Source organism: Dokdonia ponticola, assembly GCF_042653865.1.
Taxonomy (GTDB): domain Bacteria; phylum Bacteroidota; class Bacteroidia; order Flavobacteriales; family Flavobacteriaceae; genus Dokdonia; species Dokdonia ponticola.
Window position 1 is genome coordinate 78649 of record NZ_JBHSFV010000008.1, and the last position, 20935, is coordinate 99583.

Here is a 20935-nt window from a genome sequence, read left to right on the forward strand (position 1 = left end):
AAAATTTAGGAGTAAATAGTTGTGTAATTAACTTTTTATTGTGATTTTTGACATTGGCTAATTCAAATAATTTATAAAAATGAAAACAAAGTTTAGTGGAATTTTAACGCTCTTGTTAGCGTTTGTCGTGCAAGTTTCATTTGCACAAACAACAGTTTCCGGAACAGTTTCTGAAGAAAACGGACCATTGCCTGGGGCAAGTGTCTTAATCAAAGGAACTCAGACTGGAGCTCAAACCGATTTTGATGGTAACTACACTATCCAAGCAAGCCCGAATGATGTGCTTGTTTTTAGTTATGTAGGTTACACAACTCAAGAGGTTACTGTAGGTAATCAAACTACAATCAATGTTACTCTTGCTTCTGACAATCAATTAGATGAAGTAATCGTAACAGCTCAGGGTATAAAGCGTGAGAAAAAAGCGTTAGGATATGCTGTAAGTGAGGTTTCTTCAGAAGAAATCGAAAATCGTACAGAAGGTGACGTTGGACGTATCCTTTCAGGTAAAGCATCTGGGGTAGCGATTACTTCTCAGAGTGGTGCATCAGGATCTGCAACAAACGTTGTTATTCGTGGTTACAACTCTATTAATGGAAGTAACCAAGCACTTTTCATCGTAGATGGTGTTCCTTTTAGTAGTGACACAAACACAGATGGAAACTTTGCGAATGGTAACAATGGATCTTCTCGTTTCTTAGATCTTGATCCTAACAACATTGAAAGTGTTAACGTACTTAAAGGTTTAGCAGCAGCTACACTTTATGGTACTGCAGGACGAAATGGTGTAATCGTAATTACAACAAAATCTGCATCTTCTCGTGGACAAGGTCCTAAGAAGTCAGAGATTACAATCAACCAATCGTATTTTGCAAACGAAATCGCTTCTCTTCCTGATTATCAAAATAAATATGGTGGAGGATTTGACCAATCATTTGGATGGTTCTTCTCAAACTGGGGACCTGCATTTGCTGCTGGTGGAGTTGATGGATATTTAAATGATCCAGCTCAGCTTATTGATGCTGATGGAACTGTTGAGCACCCATACTCATCATCTGCTTTCCTTAACGGATTTTTAGGTGGTAACAACATCCTTAACCAAGAATTTCAGGATCAGCGTTACGAATGGAGACCATACAACAACGTAGATGCATTTTTTAGAACTGGAGCAGTTTCTAATACTTCTATCAACATCAATGGAAGTTCTGAAGATGGAAAAGTATCTTACAATGTAAACTACGGTCATTTAGATGATCAAGGATTTATCCCAGGAAACCAATTAAGAAGAAATAACTTATCTATTGGAGGTAGAGCTCAATTAACTAACAAGTTTACGATCTCTGGATCTTTAAACTATGCTAGAACTGACTTCTCAATCCCACCAGTAGCTGCTTCTTTAGGAAATGGTACAACAGGATTCTCAGTATTTGCAAATGTATTCTTTACACCTCGTAACGTAGATTTAGTAAATCTTCCATTTGAGGTTCCAGAAACAGGAGGAAGTATCTACTACCGTAACGGTAACGATATCAACAACCCTAACTGGATTGTTGCTAATGCTAAAGATTCTCAAATCACAAACCGTGTATTTGGTACATCTACTTTATCATACGAATTATCTGATAACTTAAACATCCAATATAGAGCTGGTGTTGATTTCTTTAACCAAAGAAACGAAAGCTATATTAATAAAGGAGGTGTATTAGGTGCTGCTCGTGATGATATCCGTGGAGAGTATAATACATTTGACATAAACACAAGAATCTGGGATCACTACTTAGCATTAAGCGGAGATTATGATTTAAGTGATAAAATTGGTTTAACGTTTATTGCTGGAGCAACTTCTAGATCTAGAGAGATTGATGCACAGGGTGTTAATAGCACTGACCAAATCGTATTTGGAGTTCAAAGACACTTTAACTTCAGACAACAAGTTGCTAGACAATTTACTACATTCAGAAATATTGTTGGGGTATTAGCTCAAGCAGATTTTGATTATGATAACATGTTCTTCGTTTCTCTTTCTGGACGTAATGACTGGGTTTCTAACTTACCTACTGAGAACAACTCTCAGTTCTACCCTAGTGGAAGTATCTCATTCTTACCTACAGCTGCTTTTGATGGCTTAAAGAGTGATGCATTAAATTACCTTAAAGTAAGAGCTAGTTTAGGAACATCTGCTGGATTCCCACAAGGATTCCCAGTATCTCAGTTAGTAAATCAAAATATTAACCAATTACAAGTTGGATTAACTACAAACGGACTTAGTAGCTTTAGAGCAAATCCAGATCTACAACCTGAGCTTATCAGTGAACTTGAATTTGGTTTTGAAACACGTTTATGGAAAAATAGAATTAGTTTAGACGTATCTTATTTTGATCGTGCAACTGAAGACTTAATCGTAAACAGAAACTTAGCTCCATCAACTGGATTTACACAAACACAAGATAACATTGGTAAAGTAGAAGGTGATGGTTGGGAAATTGACTTAGGTGTTGACATCTTCCAAAGTGATAGCAACGGATTCAACTGGAACTCAAGAGTTAACTTCACACAATCTGAGCAAATCGTAACTGAGCAAGCTGAGGACATTATCGTATATGCTGGTTTTGGTAACTTAGGAAATGCTGCTATTCAAGGAGAGCAATTAGGTGTAATCGTTGGAGATCGTATCTTAAGAGATGCAAACGGTAACTTCGTGGTAAATGCTGCTGGTAACTATGTAACTGAGCCAAACATCACATTAGATGACGGACGTAACATTCAGCCTATCATTGGTAACCCACAACCAGATTATGTAATGAACTTTATCAATACATTATCATACAAGAACTTTAACTTAGGATTCCAAATTAACCACACAAAAGGAGGTGACATATATGCATCAACTATATCTGTACTTCTTGGACGTGGACTAATTGTTGAAACTGAAGATAGAGAAAACACATTCATCCTTCCAGGTGTAAATGTTGATGCTGCTGGAAATTCAACTCCTAACCAAACTCAGATTAACAACTCACAGTATTACTTCTCAAACATACTGTTCGGCCCATCTGAATTACAAGTATATGATGGTTCTGTACTTAGACTTCAAGAAATTTCTTTCGGATATAATGTTCCTAAGAAATACTTAGAAAAAACACCATTTGGTTCTTTCAGCATTACGGCTAGCGGATTTAACCTTTGGTATGATGCATACAATACACCAGACGGAGCTAACTTTGATCCTAACGTAGCAGGTGTTGGTATTGGTAATGGACGTGGGTTTGACTTCCTTAACGGACCATCATCAAAACGTTATGGTGTAAGTGTTAAAGCATCATTTTAATTAAAAATTTATAAAATTATAATTATGAAAAAAATAATTAAATTCATAATGGCGGTTGCTGTTGCTAGTTCAGCTATGTTTTACTCTTGTGAAACAATAGAGCTTGAGCTTACAGAGAACCCCAATGGACTTAACCCTAATCAAGCCGATCCAAATTTATTATTAAATACGATTCAGATAGGGTACTTAAATAACATGTCTAGTTTTAACGGAAACGCTGCTGGACTAGTAAGAATTAATACTTTTGGTTCTAGAGATTATTTTGCAGGTATTACTGGAAATGCTCTAAACGGAAACTGGAATAGAATATATTCTACTTCTATGATTCCAAACATCAATAATATTGCAGCATTAAATGCAGAAGCTGGTGACGGATCATTAGACTTTCAAGAAGGAATTTCTAAAGTGATGTTAGCACACAGTCTTATGCTAATGGTTGATTTTATTGGAGATATTCCTTTATCTGAAGCTGTAAATCCAGACGAATTTCCTGCGCCAAACTTAGATTCAGGTCAGTCAGTATATACTGCTGCTTTAGAAATGCTTGATGAGGCACAAGGTTTATTAAATGGAACTGCAGGTAGTGATTTATTTTACGGAGGAGACTCTAGCTTATGGATTAGAGCTATCAACACAATTCGTTTAAAAGCAGCACTTACAGTGCAAGATTACACTACTTTTGATCAGATCATTGCTGGAGATAACTTTATCCAATCTAATGATCAAGATTTCGTATTCGAATTTGGAACTAATGAAGTAAACCCAGACGAACGTCACCCAGATTATGTAGCAGATTACACACCTTCTGGTGCTAACCTCTACAAGTCTAACTGGACAATGGATTATATGTTAAATTCTAATGATCCAAGAATTCGCTACTATTTCTTTAGACAAAGTGATTGTACTCCTGGTGCAAGTTGTGATCCTGATGGAAATGGAGAAACATTATCATGTTCACTTCAAATGCCTCCTGCTCACATAACAGCAGCTGGATTTGGTGATATCTTCTGTTTTCTTGAAGACGGTTATTGGGGTCGTTTGCATGGAAATGATGAAGGTACTCCACCAGACAACTTCTTTAGAACTGCATCTGGTGTATACCCTGCTGGTGGATTGTTTGATGATAACCGTTTCTCTAACGTAGGTTTAGGTCTAGGTGCAGGAGGGGCTGGTATCGAGCCTTTCTTATTAGCTTCACAAGTAGATTTCATGCGTGCTGAAGTTGCAATGGCTCAAAACAACCCTGGAGCAGCTGCAATGCATTTAGAAAATGCAATCACTAAATCTGTAACTAAAGTTATCGGCTTTGGAGTTAGAGATGCTTCAAGAGATACTTCTTTTGATGTAAGTATGGCAGAGGCCACTGCATTTGTTGATGCACAAGTACAAGCATTTAACGATGCTACTAACAATGATGATCGTATGAACTTGCTTGCTGAGCAATTCTGGATTTCTCAATATGGAGCTGGAGCTGAAGCTTATAACTTCTACAGAAGAACAGGTTTCCCTACAACAATTCCTCCAAACTTAGAGCCAAACCCAGGAGGTTTTGTAAGATCATTCCCTTACGCTACATCTGAGGTAACTGCAAATCCAAATATTAGCCAAAAAGCAGATCAGAGCGTTCAAGTATTCTGGGATACGAACCCTCCATCTTCAGCTAGTGGTGGATTCCCTGCGGCAAACTAATTTTAATTTAAAGTAAAAATTAAACATGAAAAATTTATATAAATATGTCTTTATGGGAATCTTAGCATTAGGCCTAGGTTCTTGTGATGACGATGAAGAAAACATAACAGTAGTAGTTCAAGATACTGTTGAAACTGGAGCTGTACTTCGTACTATCCAATTAATTTCAAATGAACTTCCTATTGGATTGGACGCTGGTTTTGCTGTCGAATTAGAGATGCAAGATGAGTTCGGAGGAGATTTATTACAAAGTGTAGACGTATTTGCTACATTTGCCGATAACTCTGAAGATGATGGAGATACAACTGGAGCAAATTTTAACGAATTTGCGATCACAACGATTAATGCTGATCAATTCATGGATGGACCTTTCGGTTTACCTAGATATACATTAGAAGTTCCAGCCGATGTATTAAACGCAGGTGCTGGTGTAACTGGAGATCAACTTTTTGGAGGTGATACTTTTACTATACGTCTTGCATTAAACTTGACAGACGGACGTGTATTCTCAGCAAATAATGCTGGGGGTATCATTACCGCTGGATTCTTTAACTCTCCTTTCCAATATACTGCGACAGTTACCTGTCCAGTAGATGCGGCTTTTGCAATTGGAGACTACGCTTTAGTAGTAACAACTGGTGTATTCCCTGATTTTGGAGCTACGCAAGACTTTACAGAAGGTGTTTATTCAATGACTGCTGGTGAAGGTGCTACTGCTAGAGTTTTAAATGATGTTCCTTTCCTACCTGAATTTGGAGATTTTGTTGGACCTATCAACTTTAACTTAGTTTGTGGCTCAACAATTTTACCAAACCAAGCTCTTGGTGGTGGAGTAGGATGTGGTGGTGCTATTCAAGGTGATTCTTTAGGAACTGACTTTGGATCTTACGATCCTTCAGATGATACAGTCATTACACTTGGATTTATAATTACAGCTGGAGATAGCGGAAGTACTTGCCCAAGTGCTCCTTACTCTTCTGTACTTACATTGACAAAACAGTAAGAGTATCTAAATACATAAATATAAAAGGCTACCTAAATAGGTAGCCTTTTTTTTACTATTTTTTTTACTATGAAAACACTATATACCCTAAGCATCCTTTTTTTGGTAACCGTTAGCTGTACGCAAAAAACCAATACAAAAGACAAAACGGTTTTAAATGAAATAACTCCTGATGAGTTACTTCAAAAAACAATCAATGCTCACGGAGGAGAATCCTTTAAAAACTCACTTATTGAATTTAATATCGACAAAACCTTCTTTAGCCTTCAATATGATAATGGAAGAGCTAATTTTAAACAAATACGCCAAGTAAACAATGATAAACATTTATTGTCTTATAAATATGGACTTATAGAATACTTTATAAATGACTCCTTACAGTCAGAAGAAAAGTATTCAAAAAGAATGGCAGAAATAAGTCTGTTTGGATTTTTGTATACATTTTCTATCCCATTTAACTTAACTACTAATGATGTCATTCTCTCTAGACAACCTAATGTAATCATTCGTCAAAAGGAATACTTTACTTTAGATGTTCAGTTTACAAAAATACCTGACCTACCTGAAGATCATTTTTTATTATATATAGATGTAAATACGTATGAAATTGGGTATACAGCAATACAGCATGATCTAAGCGGATCAAAACAGCAATTTAGACGAATGACAGAACCAAAAAGAATAAAAGATATTTTATTTCAAGACTATATCTTATTTCATGCAAATGATACTATCACGCCTTTAGAAAAATTATATACAAAATATAATCAGAGTGATTTAAAAGTAATTCGTACTATACAATTTGACTCTATTAGCGTGCAGCCAAAGTCTTAGTGTTTTTTTAGCACAATAAGTCAGGAAGTATGCCTAAGAAGTAGTTTCTTTGCAAAAACAAAAAAAACAGCCTCTTAAACATCAACTCATGGAAAAAAATCTTCAAATATTTGGCACAAGAGCTATTATAGAAGCCATTGAGGCCGGAAAAGAAATTGACAAAGTCTATTTACAAAGAGGACTTACAAACAACCTTACAAGTGAGCTTAACACCTTAATTAAGAAAAATGGCATACAAACTTCGTATGTACCCATTGAAAAATTAAATAAACTCACGCAACAAAACCACCAAGGAGCCATAGCAAATATCTCTGTGGTTCGATTTGATGATTTTGAAAATCTCGTTAACCGTACTGTAGAATCTGGGGTCACTCCTTTATTCATTTTATTAGATCAGCTTTCTGATGTACGTAATTTTGGTGCTATTATACGTACTGCAGAGTGCACGGGAGTACATGGGATCATTATTCCTAAAAAAGGAGGTGCACCTCTCAATGCCGTAGCTATTAAAACATCTGCAGGAGCTGCCTTTAATATTCCTATCGCAAAAGTAGATCACATAAAAGATGCTATTTACTATCTTCAGGGATCGGGCATACATGTGGTTGCTGCCACAGAAAAAACAGAAAATACAGTATACAATCTAGATTTTAAACAACCCACTGCTATCGTGATGGGTAGGGAAGACAGCGGTGTTTCGCCAGGAGTTCTTAAAATCGTAGATGAAAAAGCAAAATTACCCTTACTAGGGTCTATTGCCTCATTAAATGTGTCCGTGGCGTGTGGTGCTTTCTTATATGAAGTTGTTAGACAACGACAATCGTAAGTTAAGCGGTATCATCAGTATCTTTTTCTTTATAAACATAATTGATAATTGATGCCTCATCTGTTTCTTCAGTATTAGACTCAACTTCGGACTCAAGCTCTTCTTGTAGCTCTATAAAGTTTCCATTTTCGTCAAATTGACGCATAAAAGGGTCATCTTCTTCATTATAATCTGCTGCTTCCCAAACATATTTGAGAGGTTTGGCTACGCTTTCGCGAAAGCAAAAACCCAAGATTCCCCCTGATATAAATCCAGACAAATGTCCTTCCCAAGATATTTTCTCATCCATGGGTAACGTCCCCCAAACCAAACTCCCGTATAAAAACACAACAAGCAAAGAAAGTGCAATGAGCCTGTAATGCTTGGCTCGTATTCCTTTAAAAAATAAAAAAGATACAAGTCCATAAATAACACCACTCATTCCTATGTGATACGCAGACCGTCCAATAAGCCATGTTCCTATACCACTAAGAATAACAATTAAAAAAAAGACACGCCATGCGATTCTGTGATAGAAATAAAAAAGGGCTGCACTCAACACAAACAAAGGGACTGTATTATGCCACAAATGCGATAAACTACTATGAATAAAAGGAGAAAAGAAAACGCCTCTTAAGCCTAGCGCTGTTTGAGGTTTGACCCCATAAGGTGTAAAGTTGACACCAAAACGCATCTCAATCCAATAGATGACCCACATGAGTAATACAAATCCAATTGGGTATAGAATAACCCCATTATAAAATTGAAAAGAGGAAGATTTTGAATTCATATTAATTTAAAAGCAAAGAATCAGCCAAATAGAATAATACCGTAATATTGTCATTCGTATCACTCATAAAATACCTATTTTTATGTTATGAATACACCATTAGCAGAGCGTTTACGTCCAAAAAAACTGGAAGACTACTTAAGTCAAGTACATCTTGTAGGAGCGCAAGGTTCATTACGTCAAGCGCTTGACGCAGGAGTAATTCCTTCGCTTATCCTTTGGGGACCTCCAGGGATAGGAAAGACAACATTAGCTACGATTATCGCCAACGAATCCAAACGCCCTTTTTACACCCTAAGCGCTATAAACAGTGGCGTTAAGGACATCAGAGACGTTATAGATAAAGCAAAACAAAGTGGTGGTTTATTCACTCAAAAAAATCCTATTCTATTCATTGATGAGATTCATCGTTTTAGCAAATCTCAACAAGATTCCTTACTAGGTGCCGTAGAAAAAGGATGGGTTACGTTGATTGGAGCTACGACAGAAAATCCAAGTTTTGAGGTAATCCCTGCCCTTTTGTCGCGATGTCAAGTGTACATTCTTAAACCTTTTGGAAAAGAAGACCTAGAAGCCTTACTAAAACGCGCAATGGAGGAAGATAGCGTTATTAAAAACAAAAACATAACACTTAAAGAGACAGAAGCACTATTAAGACTCAGTGGTGGTGATGCACGTAAATTGCTCAATATTTTTGAACTTGTGGTCACGACAGAACCTAATGACAAGGTAACAATCACAAATGATCTTGTGATGTCTAAAATTCAAAAAAACACCGTGCTTTATGATAAAACAGGAGAACAACACTACGATATTATTTCTGCCTTTATAAAATCCATACGTGGGAGTGATCCAAATGCAGCTGTGTATTGGCTTGCTAGAATGATAGAAGGAGGTGAAGATGTAAAATTTATTGCACGCAGATTAATCATTTCGGCCTCAGAAGATATCGGAAATGCAAATCCAACGGCTTTGGTCGTCGCTACCAATTGCTTTCAAGCTGTCAATACCATTGGATACCCAGAAGCAAGAATCATCTTAAGTCAATGTGTGACGTATCTAGCTAGTTCACCTAAAAGTAATGCTTCCTATATGGCGATTAATAAAGCTCAACGGCTTGTAAAAGAAACTGGGGATCTTTCCATCCCACTACATTTACGCAATGCCCCGACAAAACTAATGAAAGAACTAGGCTACGGAGAAGAATACAAATATTCGCATGATTATCCTGGAAACTTTGCGCATCAGGAATTTCTACCTGAAGAAATATCCAATACAAAATTATACGACCCAGGAACTTCTGCTAGAGAAAAAGGACTTAGAGACTTCCTTAAAGTACGGTGGAATGACAAATACGATTATTAAGCCTATTTAAGCTCCACTATTGCAAGAGGACCATCATTAATGCCTACAAGCACAATATCTTTCTTTAAGCCAACATGAGACACCTCTAGCAAACTCTTTGCATTCCCGTCAACAAACAAACCTGATTCCATTACAGATAATGCTGTATACCCATCTTTTTGATTGGAGAGTAAAACAACACCATTGCCCGCATCATACCGAGGCGTTTCTACTTCTGTGTTATAAATATTACCTATCACGATCACATCTTCATAACCATCCTCATTTATATCCCTCGTAATGACACTCAACACTGGAGCTGTTTGCACATACGTTGGTAATACAGACACATCAAAAGTGCCATCTCCTTTATTAATTAACAGTTTTGAAGAAAACGTAGTCACATCTTTTTGATACGCTGTTTCTAATTTTTCTCCATAAATATCCTTTAAGGTTGCATTTGCAAAGGCGTTATAGGTTTCAAACTTTTCTGAGATAAAAGGCATTTGCTGGGTAGAGCACTGTTTCCCTCTAGCTGGGACATAATTACCATTATAACTACTACTCAGTACTAAGTCAAAAGTGCCATTATCATCAAAATCAGAAGCAAATACTTTAAAAGGTGTCTTTTTAGAAGCTTTATACTTTACGTTATCCCCTATATTACCGACAATAAAATCGGGAAGACCATCTTTATTAACATCGGTTTCTGCAATGGTAAACCACCATCCTTTTTCAGAGTCTAGCCCTAGGTCTTTAGACACATCGGTAAATATCCCATTCTCATTTTTAAAAACCCCAATATGCGACCACTCGCCTACCATCATAAAATCATCATCCCCATCGGCGTCATAATCTGTGGTGATGACTTTGTTTACGATCCCAAAACCTGACAATCCTGGAGCTACTTGTGAGGTTACATTGATAAATACACCTCCATTATTTTGGTAGATTTGAGAAGGAGCGCTGACAGGAAAATGCTGTGGTTGGATTCGGTTTCCTACAATCACATCCAGATCTCCGTCTGAGTCATAGTCAATGGTAGTGACAGATTTACTAGACAAGGAACCAGTGGTTTTGTCTGTATCAAAAGCTACTTTGGTAAATATTCCTTTTCCGTTGTTTTGATAATATCGATTCTCATAAACAGCCGTTTGCGCTGCAAATTCATTACCACCACTTACAACAATCAAATCTAAGTCCTGATCCCCATCGGCATCAAAAAGAATAGATTCCATGTCCTCGTGCATGGCATCGGCTTCAAAAGCGTTTTGTTTTGATTTTTTAAACCCTGTTTCTGTTTGCACAAATAATTGGCCCGCTTGTCCAGAAGCGCCGCCTACATACACATCTTCCAGTCCGTCGCCATTGACATCTCCTTTTGTCATACTGGGTCCTAAAGTAGATTGCTTGTAAGGCAATAAAACTTCCTTTGCAAAATCGTCATAGGTATTTTCTTTGTGCGTAAAATCGAGTCCGAATATCGTTTCCGCTCCTGCCTGCCGGCTAGGCAGGTTCGCGAAAGCGTACCCAGCCCCCATATCCGTTTTAAATACGGGATCACCTGAAAGTGTCGCTTCATTTTCTACAAATGAAACTAGAGTATTTACAGGAACATTAGTGCGCTCTTCCATCTTTCCAGAAAGCCATTGCACTGTTATTTTATCTATGTTCTTAATATCTCCCAATCCAAAATGTGCGATATTTTCTGTAGCAGAAAGATACCCTTTGGCTCTTTTTGACTCATATACTTGAGATTGATCTCCGTAGGCTATTGTAACTTTAGCAAATGTTTCTGAGGTAGCACCCTCTAGGGTAACCCGTAGGTAATTTCCAACTTCTTTTTCTGTACTGGTATTTTTAAACAAGAAAGCCTCATCGTCTATGTTATTTACAATGAGCTCTAAGTCCCCATCATTATCTAAATCTGCATACGCCCCTCCATTGGAGTAAGAAGCTACGGCAAGTCCCCATTGGTAGCCTTTGTTTTCAAAATGAAGATCGCCATCATTATGAAACATGATATTACTCAATTTTTCAGTAGGCATAGCGTCATATAGCTTTTGCTTTACATCTAATGGTACTTTGCCTCCAAAGGCTTTCTGTGTATCTCGCACTTGGTTTTGGACATCATTATCTAGCGCATATCTTCTATATCCGTTGGTCACATACACATCACGATGAGAATCATTATCTAAATCGACAATAAGTCCTGCCCAGCTCCAATCAGTTTTTGCCATTTTGGCTTGATGTACCGCATTATTGAAATGATTTCCTCCCATATTTAACTGCAACGAATTAAACATGTATTGATGCTGAAATCCAAGATCGTCCACGAGCATAGAAAAACGATCTGTGTCCATACTTGCCATTAGGGTTTTAGAGCGCACATGATCACTGGCTGCCATGTCTAACACAAATATGTCCTGAAGATTATCATTATTAATATCGGCAATATCAACGCCCATCCCATAGAAGGAAACTTGTTTTGTGTACTCTTTAATCTGGTCTGTAAATGTGCCATTTTTATTATTGATGTACATGGCGTCAGGCACATAATAATCATTGGCAATATAAATATCTAACCAGCCGTCGTTATTAATGTCACTGACGGTGATTCCAAGTCCAAAAGCCGCTTTAAGAAGTCCTGCTTTTTTGGTGATTTTTGAATAGGAATTTCCAGTGTTTTCATACAACTGTACACTACTTTTATTTAGGTTGTCACCCAAATCCATTGTGGCAAAAAACCGCTTCGGATCGAGTCCGTAAAATTCATTTTCATTAGACACCACACAATCTAGATCGCCGTCATTATCATAATCAAAAAACACGGACTGCGTACTGATACCTGTATCGGCGAGATTATATTCTTGTGCGCTTTCGCGAAAGCGGTTATCTTTTAAATTGATGTACAATAGATTTTTACGGTCTTGGGCTTGTTTTGGACCTCCTTGAGAAACGTAAATATCGATCCACCCATCATTATTAACATCGGCAAAAGTGACTCCATTTGCCCATTGTTTTCCTGCATTTATACCCGCTTGTTCAGAAATATCTTCAAATTGCAAATTCCCTTTGTTGAGGTATAGCTTGTTTTCTACTTGATTTCCTGTAAAAAACAGATCCTGAAGACCGTCATTATTAATATCTGCAACGCCTACACCCGCGCCATTGTAGAAATAATCAAAGTCAAATAGATTTTCTATCGTACCTACATCTTCTTTAAGGGTATTGGAAAATGTGATCCCACTCTCCAAACTAGGGATCAGCTCAAAAAGATTTTGTGTTTTGTCGGACGTTTCTTCTGATACCGAAGTGGTAGTTTTAGTATCTTTTTCCTGACCACAGCCTAGAAAAAAAAGGGCTAAACCTATGGTTAAAAATTGTTTCATTTGCTTTTTGAAAATATCATTTTTACTACTCCTATTCCTTTTACTGTACGATCTACGATAAAGGTATTATTTTCAAAATACCCTTTTCCTGTAAACTGAGTTGTTAATACCTCATAGGTTTTATTATCATTGGTAATCGCTGTTCCTATTTTTTGTGTTCCTTCAAAAATAGTAAGGTTATCTTCTTTTACGACAAGTTTATAAAACCCATCGGCGCTTTGATAGGTTCCATCTGTAGAGGTTATTTTTTCTACTTCTTCTTTCACCTCTGTGATGGCTTGGTCATCTATGACTAGCCTTGGGGTTATAGGCTTTTTTGTTTTCGTCTCAGATTGTTCTTTAGATGCTTCATTGGATGGCGTAGTTTCTTCTTCTTTTTTCTTTTCTTGAGATGTTCCGTTATAAGAATATTGTAATTCTTGGATAGAGATAAAAGCATCGCGAAGTGCTTCATGATAGGACTTTTTATAATCTTTCTCTTTACTCCTTCCCTGCTCAGATACAAAAATCACTTTGCCATTACAGTCTTTCAAAAAGACTGTAAATCTTGATATTCTGAAATTTGAATCACTCTCAACATCTGCATATAAGGCATCACAACTACCGTTTTTTAACCCAGGCGGCTTTTCATCCCTTTCCCTATAAGAATCAAACCCATACTTATTAAATAAGAATTGTGTGAGTGAATTTAACTGATATTCATCTATACTTTTTGCAAAGTCAAATTTTTCGGGAACAATAACATATTGGTAATCATTTACGCTTTGCGCGAAAGAGGATACGTATATCAATAAAAGGACTGCAATTAATGGTAGTTTCATTTTATTCAGGATCAAAAAGTAACTGAAAACCAAACTGTAAAGAAGCGCTTCGAGCCTTTGCCAGATTGGAATAATCTAATAAATTATCTGCTGCAAGATAAACATTAAATTTGTTAATTTTTGTTGAAAGTAAGAGTCCTATATTTCTGTTAGAAAATGCGTCATAGGTGTAGGTCATTTTGGTTCTCAAGAACCGATTCCAGTTTGTATCTACATACACCGTGGCTGCTCCCTGAAGACTTTTGGGACGCTTAACAGCAAATAACTGTACCCCTACATTCATTGCATACCTATCTACCCCACCATTAGTACAATCACAATCGCCATTAAGATTGGCACCAAACCCTCTATTTAAAGAGGCATTGAATTTGGTTGGACGCCAAGTTGTATAGCTATTTTCTAATTCATCTTCGTAAGGAAGATTTTCTTCGAACTCATCTTCTAAGTTTTGCCAATAGTCTGAAAGCTGTTCTCCATCTAATACATCTGGGAACTGTAATTCTATCCCGCTAGTCGCGTAGCTACCAGAAACTCTATAATTGCGTAAGTCTTTTGTATGAAAAATAGCACCTACATCAATGATACTAGCTGTAGCGGTCCAATTACTATTAAATGTATAAGTCCCCCCTATATCAAAACCGACTCCAAGATTATTACTTAGTATAGCTCTTCCTACGGCGCTTCCTGCTCCAGCATCTCCATCTATGATGGAGCGTAGTCCAGAAGTATTTGCGGTAACTGATGCTCCTTGGACTTCGTGTTGCAAAAGATTAGGGCCATCGGGAGTTGTCCTTGTTATAAAAAAACCTTCATTTTCTGTGCTGTTTATATTAGCAATACTCATGTACAGTTTTGCACGGGCGCCGACTCTTAGCTTTTTAGAAATCTCTTTATTCACTCCAAAGTGATAGACAGAAATAACTTCGGCAGCAACAGATATATCAGAGAATTGAAAAGGAGTATTTAAGTAATTGGCATTCCCTTCATACGCTAGTACAGCCAAATCTTTTGGAAAATAAGCGATCACATCTGTCTCTTGATAAAGCCCAGCTGAATAATAATTTTCAGTGAACTTGCTTTTCCATCCAAAAGAAGCCAACTCTAATTGCTGATTAAACAGAAAAGCATCTTTATTATCTAGACTGAAAATAGCATCTCGGATGCGTGCGTTAATATCACCCCCTTCCTGAAAAATATCATATGCACTTACTCCTGTTGAGCCTGCGTTAAATGATATTCCAGAAAAAAATGGAATCCCAATGTGTTTTTCAAAAGCGATGGAGGCACCAGGATTACTCAATAACGTTTGCGGTAAATCATCTACATTATAAAGTAGCTGTTTATTTTGTGCACAGACTTCTGTGACTAGCAAGCTTAAGCATATGAAAAGAACTACCCTCATACGATTATAAGTCTGAAAATTCAAGTGTATATATTGCCTTACTCTGGAGCGATAGTTCTCCGTTTAACGAAGCGCCATTGGTCGTAACTACCACTTCATTTGCCAGTTGAATGGAATTGCTTATAGCTTCAATATCTTCTTGACTTAACACCTGTGTATACAACGTTTGTTGTACAGATCCGTCAGGAGATGAAATAATATCAAATTCTATAACCAATTGTTCCTGTCCTGCATTATTTAGAAAAGCAGCACGATTTACTAGAGATTGTCCAAAAGTATTATCTACTTGAAAATCTAATGTAACTTCTATTAAATTCTCTCTGATAAAGTCATCATTTAGAAACTCTAATCGAGTGGTATCACGCACCGTAACAACAGCTTCTTCTGTATTTACATTTTCAAAATCTGAAGTGTCTATGGTAAAGAAAATAAGGGATGCATCCACCGTTTGATTAAATACTACATCTTGTGTTTGATCAAAATCTACATCATTTACGCAAGAAGTGCTTATAAAACATGAAGTGATGAGTACCACTATACTGAGATATTGCTGAAGGTATTTCATAACTTGGGGGCGTTTATTAAAACTAATAAAAAAACGAATATTTGATAAGTATATTGCTACAAGTACTTACAAATTTCTAGTAAATCTTTTACGACAACTTGCTTTTCAGGCATTTTTAGATTATGATAATTAAAACATATTGTTTTCATATTCATACGCTCTGCTCCTAAAATATCTGCTTCATAGGTATCCCCTATCATCATGCTTTTTTCTGGGGTTGCTTTTGCGGCTTTGAGTGCTTTATCAAAAATCTGAGGGTTTGGTTTTTTTGCACCTGCAGTCTCGCTAGTCGTCACCGTATCAAAATAAGTATCAATATTTGAGTTTTTAAGTTTTTTCATTTGTACTTCCTCAAAACCATTAGTGATGATATGAAGTGTATACTCTTTTTTTAGATAATCTAGCAACTCTATGGCCCCTCCAAATAAGTGATTATTATCAGGCAAGTGTAGTATGTAATCTTCAGAAAGATTATCTATGGTATCGTCTGTTACTTTAATCTTAAGAGCATCAAATGTTTTTTTGAATCGACCATAACGCAGCTGCGCTTTCGTTACTCTTTCTTCTCGAAACCACTTCCAGTATTGAAAATTGATAGGAGAATACACTTCTAAGAAATCCTGTAAATGCACTCCTATGTTATTCTTCTCAAATATGGTAGCAAAGGCTAGTCCTGAATTACGATCAAAATCCCATAAGGTATGGTCTAAATCAAAAAAAACGTCTGTAATCTGTTTACTCATCTGTTGTTAATAATGTTCTAAATACTTTCTTACTGTACACATTCGTGAAATCTGAATTTGAAAAAGCGATCAAAAATAATCCGTTTACCTCTTTTACAGCACCTTTAATTCGTTCTAAACGCACTCGATCTATGGTGTGTTTAGTTTCGTCAATGATGGCATTTACATGCATACAAAACGGGTTAACCACTAGAGGTGTTTGTATTTCATAATCCAGATCATAAAACAAAAATGGCATACTTGTACTCGCTCTAAAACCAGGAATATCAGGATAACCCATCGTATAATCTTCTGCAATTTCTTGATCCAGAAGATCCCTATAACTCGTAGGCAATACAATCTTACAGTCTGTAATCCTTGTTTGTTTTAAGGGCCTATTTGTAATATGCTCAATGCGTTTTCTTTCTTCTTTTAAGACCTCTACAGACTGTGAGGCGTTTTTGGAAACTAGTAAACCCACGGTAGAGTAGTCGCCTACCATTTTTATCAAAGATTGAAAACTACGTTTACTATATTTTATATTTTTACTATCGGCGGTATAATCACCTAGTTCGAAAAATAGTTTAAACCGAGATGAAGATTGTTTTTGGACATTGACTAACCAACTAAAGATGTCAAAAGGATCTTTACGCAATCCTAATAGGACTTGAGTTCTTATAAAATTTCGCTTTAAGCGAAAATTAATAAAGTCCCGTCCATACCCACCTACGGTTCTTAAAAATCCAACTTTCCTGTAGGCATAAGCTTGCGGCACATCTATGATAACTTGAGTCGTAAATTGTGATTGTTTTAATACAGCATCTGGGAAGAATTTTTCTAAAACTTCTCTAAATCGTTGTATCCAAATATCGACAACAGGTCGGTCTAAGAATTGATTTTTATACGCTATACTCTCACTCGCTGGAAAACGACCTAACGCATCTTTTACGTGTGGTAGATACTCTTCATACCTACTTAACATATAAAAAGTAGCGGCAAATATATCATACGGCATGGTTGCTTCTGCAATTTTAGATGCAAAAAAGCAAGGGACCCCATCCCAATCTTGTAATTGAAAATCAACATCCATTACGCCTTGTTCAAAAAGTAGCTCTACGGCACTGATATGTAACTCGTTTCCTAATTGCTTATGGGTATATGACAACTTAGAACCTTCATGGGCTACAAAATCCTCTACTTTACTCGTAAAAGACACCTTTATCCCTAATACTCTTGTGCATATATGCTTAAAGGTATAGGTGACTCTAGGTGTAATCTTATGGGTATAAACAAGCAACATTAAAATAGATCGTAAAACTAATTAAAGTAAGCCATCATCGGCAAAGCTAAAATACGCCTTTTCGGTCACAATGATATGATCCAACACCTTCAGGTCTAAACTAGCGGCAGCGCCTTTTAACTTTTGGGTTAATTGTATATCTGACTGACTAGGTTTTAAGGTGCCCGAAGGATGATTATGTGCTAGGATAATACCGACTGCATTAAGTTCTAATGCGGTTTTAAGAACCAAACGCACATCGACTAATGTTCCCGTAATACCGCCTTTACTCAATTGTTGTTTCTCTAAAATTTTGTTGGAATTATTGAGATACACGACCCAAAATTCTTCATGAGGTAAATCTCCAATAATAGGATGTAATAATTCGTATACGGAGGAGGAGGAAGTAATACGCTTTCGCGAAAGCGTATCGCCCTCTTTTCTACGCCTTCCCAGCTCTAGCGCCGCAACGATCGTGACAGCTTTAGCCTCACCGATTCCCTTAAATTTTTTAAGATCTTTGACGAAACGTTTTCCTAATTCTGATAGGTTATTGGACGTAGCTGCTAGAATACGCTTGCTTAGCCCTACGGCACTTTCGTCTCGATTCCCAGAGCCTATAAGAATGGCAATGAGTTCTGCATCTGAAAGGGCTGATCTTCCTTTATTTACTAATTTTTCACGAGGGCGGTCATCCTCCGACCAATTCTTGATCGAGAATGAAACTTGATTTTCTGACATATAAATACTTATTTTTCTGACGTCACTAAAGTACTAAAAATGTTGGTATTAACTTATAAGAGATATATTCAGAATTATTTGAGTAATTTTATAACATAGTTCTCATTAGAAATCTTTTCTATAAACACCATATACGATCATGAAATCACTTTTTGACCAAGAAGCTTATACCGAGATCCGCACACGTCTTAATGCCCTTTCTGAAGATAGCGAACGCCAATGGGGAAAGATGACTACTGGACAAATGCTGCGTCATTGCCAAGCACCGTTAAATATCATTTTAGAAAAAGAAGATTACGGGTTTAAACCTAATTGGTTGATTAATTTGTTATTTAAAAAATCCATGTATAGTGACAAACTTTGGAAAAAAGGACTTCCCACAGCCAAGCCCTTAAAACAAACAGAACCTAGAGTATTTACCCAAGAAAAAGAAGCATTAGAAGCCTTATTGGATGAATTTGATAGCAAACGTGATCGCGAAGAATGGCCTATACATCCTTCTTTTGGAAAATTTACCAAAGAGCAGTACGGCAAGATGCAGTACAAGCACTTAGACCATCATTTACGACAGTTTGGAGTGTGAAATAAAGCGTAGAATTACGAATGTTGAACGACGAATAAAAAAATAGAAAACTTTGTGTATTATCCTTTAAAAAACCTAAAGCGACGAATATTGAGCGACGAATGGCAAATGAAAAAAGATAGCTTTGTATTATAGATAAACCCTATAGAATATTGCCCTTAATAGTTTAAAAGTCTATGTTTACTCCTCTATGCCTTCTATAAAATAAAAAGGATACTTCAGTTTTTCGTTGATTTTATAGGCGTTTAAAGCTTTATTCATACTACGCTGCTCGTCTCTTAAATCATACACACTTTGTTTGTATGAAATCATAAAATCAAGATACTGTTGAAGTGTTATTTCTTTATTTATTGTAAGCTTAAAAAATACACTATCAGAAACTAATTTTTTATATCAGGATTAACTTTAATGGTAGGTTCAGGCGGAATTCGTTTAGAAAGAAAAAGTATCTGTCCTAAATGACTAGATTGATGTTCCATCACATGAAACCAACCATAGTATTTATTCATTCCAAATTCAGGTATATCTTCTTGTAACCAATCCTCGTCTACTGTTTTAAAGAGTTCTTTAGTATGAGCACGAACTTTATCAAATTCTTCTAGATAATAGTCAATAGGTTTACCTCTAAATTTCTTGCGCCCTTCATCACCTAAAGAAAGTGCAGCACCCCATTTCTCCTCCTCTTCTTTATTAAAACCTCTATTCTCAAATGTTCGTACTTGATATAGGACTTCTGCAGCTGCAAGATGCATTACGAGTGCTCCAATACTATTTGCCTCATCATCATGCAAGTGATCTATCTCATAATCGGTCATTCCTATAACTTTAGTTCTTACTCGCTTTTTTAACTGATCCAGCATAGAAATCAAAACACCTAATTGTGGTTTATAATTCTCCTCAGGTTTTATAGCCTGATCATACAAATTTGGATCTGTGCCAGAACCTGTCACTTTTATAGATTGTTTACCATGAAACGCTTTATTGGAAGCTACGATTTCAAATTCTTTTACAGATTTTTCAGGTTTTGCGGTGATTCCCTCAAACCAGCTATCAACAACCTCATCATTTATAGCCTTCTCAAAACTATAATTACCTATAGAAAAAGGAATCATATCACCTTTATCATCTTCAATTTCTAATTGAAAATTATCAAAATAAAAAGTTACATCTCCCCAAACAAAAGCTCCTATAACAATACGAGAAGTTTCTTTATTAATTTCTCCTTCAATAACATGCTCCTTCCAATCTAAATGATCTACAATAGTATCTCTAGTTATTTTCCAAGATCCCCATTCTCCATTTTTTAGCTCAATAAGTGTAAATAGCGATCCATAAGAAACGGTATCTATTTTAGTCGCCTTAACATATCCTCTAAAAACAAATTGTTTAACCGTATCAACCTCTATTTTAACCTCTTGAGAAATAGCAGTCCAATTATTGGATTCCTGCGATTTATTATTCTGCGCTAAGGAAATTGAGGATATTAGCATTAGCAGTAAAAAAAGTGTTTTTTTTATCATAAAATAAAACTTGAAAAATCATGTGTTTTAAGTAAAAATTTAAATCTTTTCATTTAAATCAATCACAAAAATAACATATAAGTAAAGCTATATTAGTTAATTTTATTTTTTAACATTAAT

The 20935-nt window shown here is 36.4% G+C and carries 16 protein-coding genes; 7 read left to right on the plus strand and 9 right to left on the minus strand.

What is annotated here, in order from left to right:
• Positions 1-79: 79 nt before the first annotated feature.
• The 5 genes from ACFO3O_RS13485 to rlmB all read left to right on the plus strand — a co-directional run bounded on the left by ACFO3O_RS13485 (position 80) and on the right by rlmB (position 7677).
• Positions 80-3325, plus strand: a complete 3246-nt coding sequence (locus ACFO3O_RS13485; RefSeq protein WP_379979667.1) for a SusC/RagA family TonB-linked outer membrane protein — start codon at positions 80-82, stop codon at positions 3323-3325.
• A gap of 24 nt (positions 3326-3349) precedes the next feature.
• Entirely contained in the window at positions 3350-5014 is a 1665-nt protein-coding gene (locus ACFO3O_RS13490) for a SusD/RagB family nutrient-binding outer membrane lipoprotein (protein ID WP_379979669.1), read from the plus strand.
• 25 nt (positions 5015-5039) lie between these two features.
• Positions 5040-6017 carry a DcrB/PsbP domain-containing protein gene (locus tag ACFO3O_RS13495; protein ID WP_379979671.1) on the plus strand — a complete coding sequence of 326 codons (978 nt, stop codon included), beginning with the start codon at positions 5040-5042 and terminating at the stop codon, positions 6015-6017.
• A gap of 69 nt (positions 6018-6086) precedes the next feature.
• The gene (locus ACFO3O_RS13500; protein ID WP_379979673.1) at positions 6087-6851 is read left to right on the plus strand and encodes a DUF6503 family protein; all 765 of its coding nucleotides are present in this window, start codon (positions 6087-6089) and stop codon (positions 6849-6851) included.
• An 88-nt stretch (positions 6852-6939) separates the two neighbouring features.
• Entirely contained in the window at positions 6940-7677 is a 738-nt protein-coding gene (gene rlmB, locus ACFO3O_RS13505) for a 23S rRNA (guanosine(2251)-2'-O)-methyltransferase RlmB (protein ID WP_379979675.1), read from the plus strand.
• Between the two features lies 1 nt (position 7678).
• Here the strand turns inward: rlmB and ACFO3O_RS13510 are convergent, their stop codons facing one another.
• A complete protein-coding gene (locus ACFO3O_RS13510) occupies positions 7679-8446 on the minus strand; it encodes a rhomboid family intramembrane serine protease (protein WP_379979677.1) in 768 nt (255 codons plus the stop codon).
• A gap of 87 nt (positions 8447-8533) precedes the next feature.
• On the opposite strand from ACFO3O_RS13510, the gene ACFO3O_RS13515 reads away from it, so the two are divergent.
• Positions 8534-9811: a replication-associated recombination protein A gene (locus ACFO3O_RS13515; RefSeq protein WP_379979679.1), complete on the plus strand. Its 1278-nt coding sequence runs from the start codon at positions 8534-8536 to the stop codon at positions 9809-9811.
• Positions 9812-9813: 2 nt separating this feature from the next.
• On the opposite strand, the gene ACFO3O_RS13520 is transcribed toward ACFO3O_RS13515, so the two are convergent.
• The 7 genes from ACFO3O_RS13520 to radC are packed head-to-tail and all read right to left on the minus strand — an operon-like array spanning position 9814 to position 18712.
• On the minus strand, positions 9814-13182 hold the full coding sequence (locus ACFO3O_RS13520) for a VCBS repeat-containing protein (protein WP_379979681.1): 3369 nt from the start codon (positions 13180-13182) through the stop codon (positions 9814-9816).
• Entirely contained in the window at positions 13179-14003 is an 825-nt protein-coding gene (locus tag ACFO3O_RS13525; protein WP_379979683.1) for a hypothetical protein, read from the minus strand. Before ACFO3O_RS13525 ends, ACFO3O_RS13520 begins: the two co-directional genes overlap by 4 nt.
• A 1-nt stretch (position 14004) precedes the next feature.
• Complete coding sequence (locus ACFO3O_RS13530) at positions 14005-15375, minus strand: DUF5723 family protein (RefSeq protein WP_379979685.1); 1371 nt, start codon at positions 15373-15375, stop codon at positions 14005-14007.
• A gap of 34 nt (positions 15376-15409) precedes the next feature.
• The gene (locus tag ACFO3O_RS13535) at positions 15410-15970 is read right to left on the minus strand and encodes a hypothetical protein (protein ID WP_379979687.1); all 561 of its coding nucleotides are present in this window, start codon (positions 15968-15970) and stop codon (positions 15410-15412) included.
• A 56-nt stretch (positions 15971-16026) separates the two neighbouring features.
• On the minus strand, positions 16027-16713 hold the full coding sequence (locus ACFO3O_RS13540) for a YjjG family noncanonical pyrimidine nucleotidase (RefSeq protein ID WP_379979689.1): 687 nt from the start codon (positions 16711-16713) through the stop codon (positions 16027-16029).
• Positions 16706-17992 (minus strand): polysaccharide deacetylase family protein, encoded by a 1287-nt coding sequence (locus ACFO3O_RS13545; RefSeq protein ID WP_379979691.1) that lies wholly within the window; start codon positions 17990-17992, stop codon positions 16706-16708. The genes ACFO3O_RS13540 and ACFO3O_RS13545 overlap by 8 nt, the downstream gene beginning before the upstream one ends.
• A gap of 21 nt (positions 17993-18013) precedes the next feature.
• Positions 18014-18712: a RadC family protein gene (radC, locus tag ACFO3O_RS13550; RefSeq protein WP_379979693.1), complete on the minus strand. Its 699-nt coding sequence runs from the start codon at positions 18710-18712 to the stop codon at positions 18014-18016.
• Positions 18713-18851: 139 nt separating this feature from the next.
• Here radC and ACFO3O_RS13555 point away from each other — a divergent pair, with 139 nt between their 5' ends.
• Complete coding sequence (locus ACFO3O_RS13555) at positions 18852-19295, plus strand: DUF1569 domain-containing protein (protein WP_379979695.1); 444 nt, start codon at positions 18852-18854, stop codon at positions 19293-19295.
• A 380-nt stretch (positions 19296-19675) separates the two neighbouring features.
• On the opposite strand, the gene ACFO3O_RS13560 is transcribed toward ACFO3O_RS13555, so the two are convergent.
• The gene (locus ACFO3O_RS13560) at positions 19676-20785 is read right to left on the minus strand and encodes a DinB family protein (protein WP_379979697.1); all 1110 of its coding nucleotides are present in this window, start codon (positions 20783-20785) and stop codon (positions 19676-19678) included.
• Between the last annotated feature and the right edge of the window lie 150 nt (positions 20786-20935).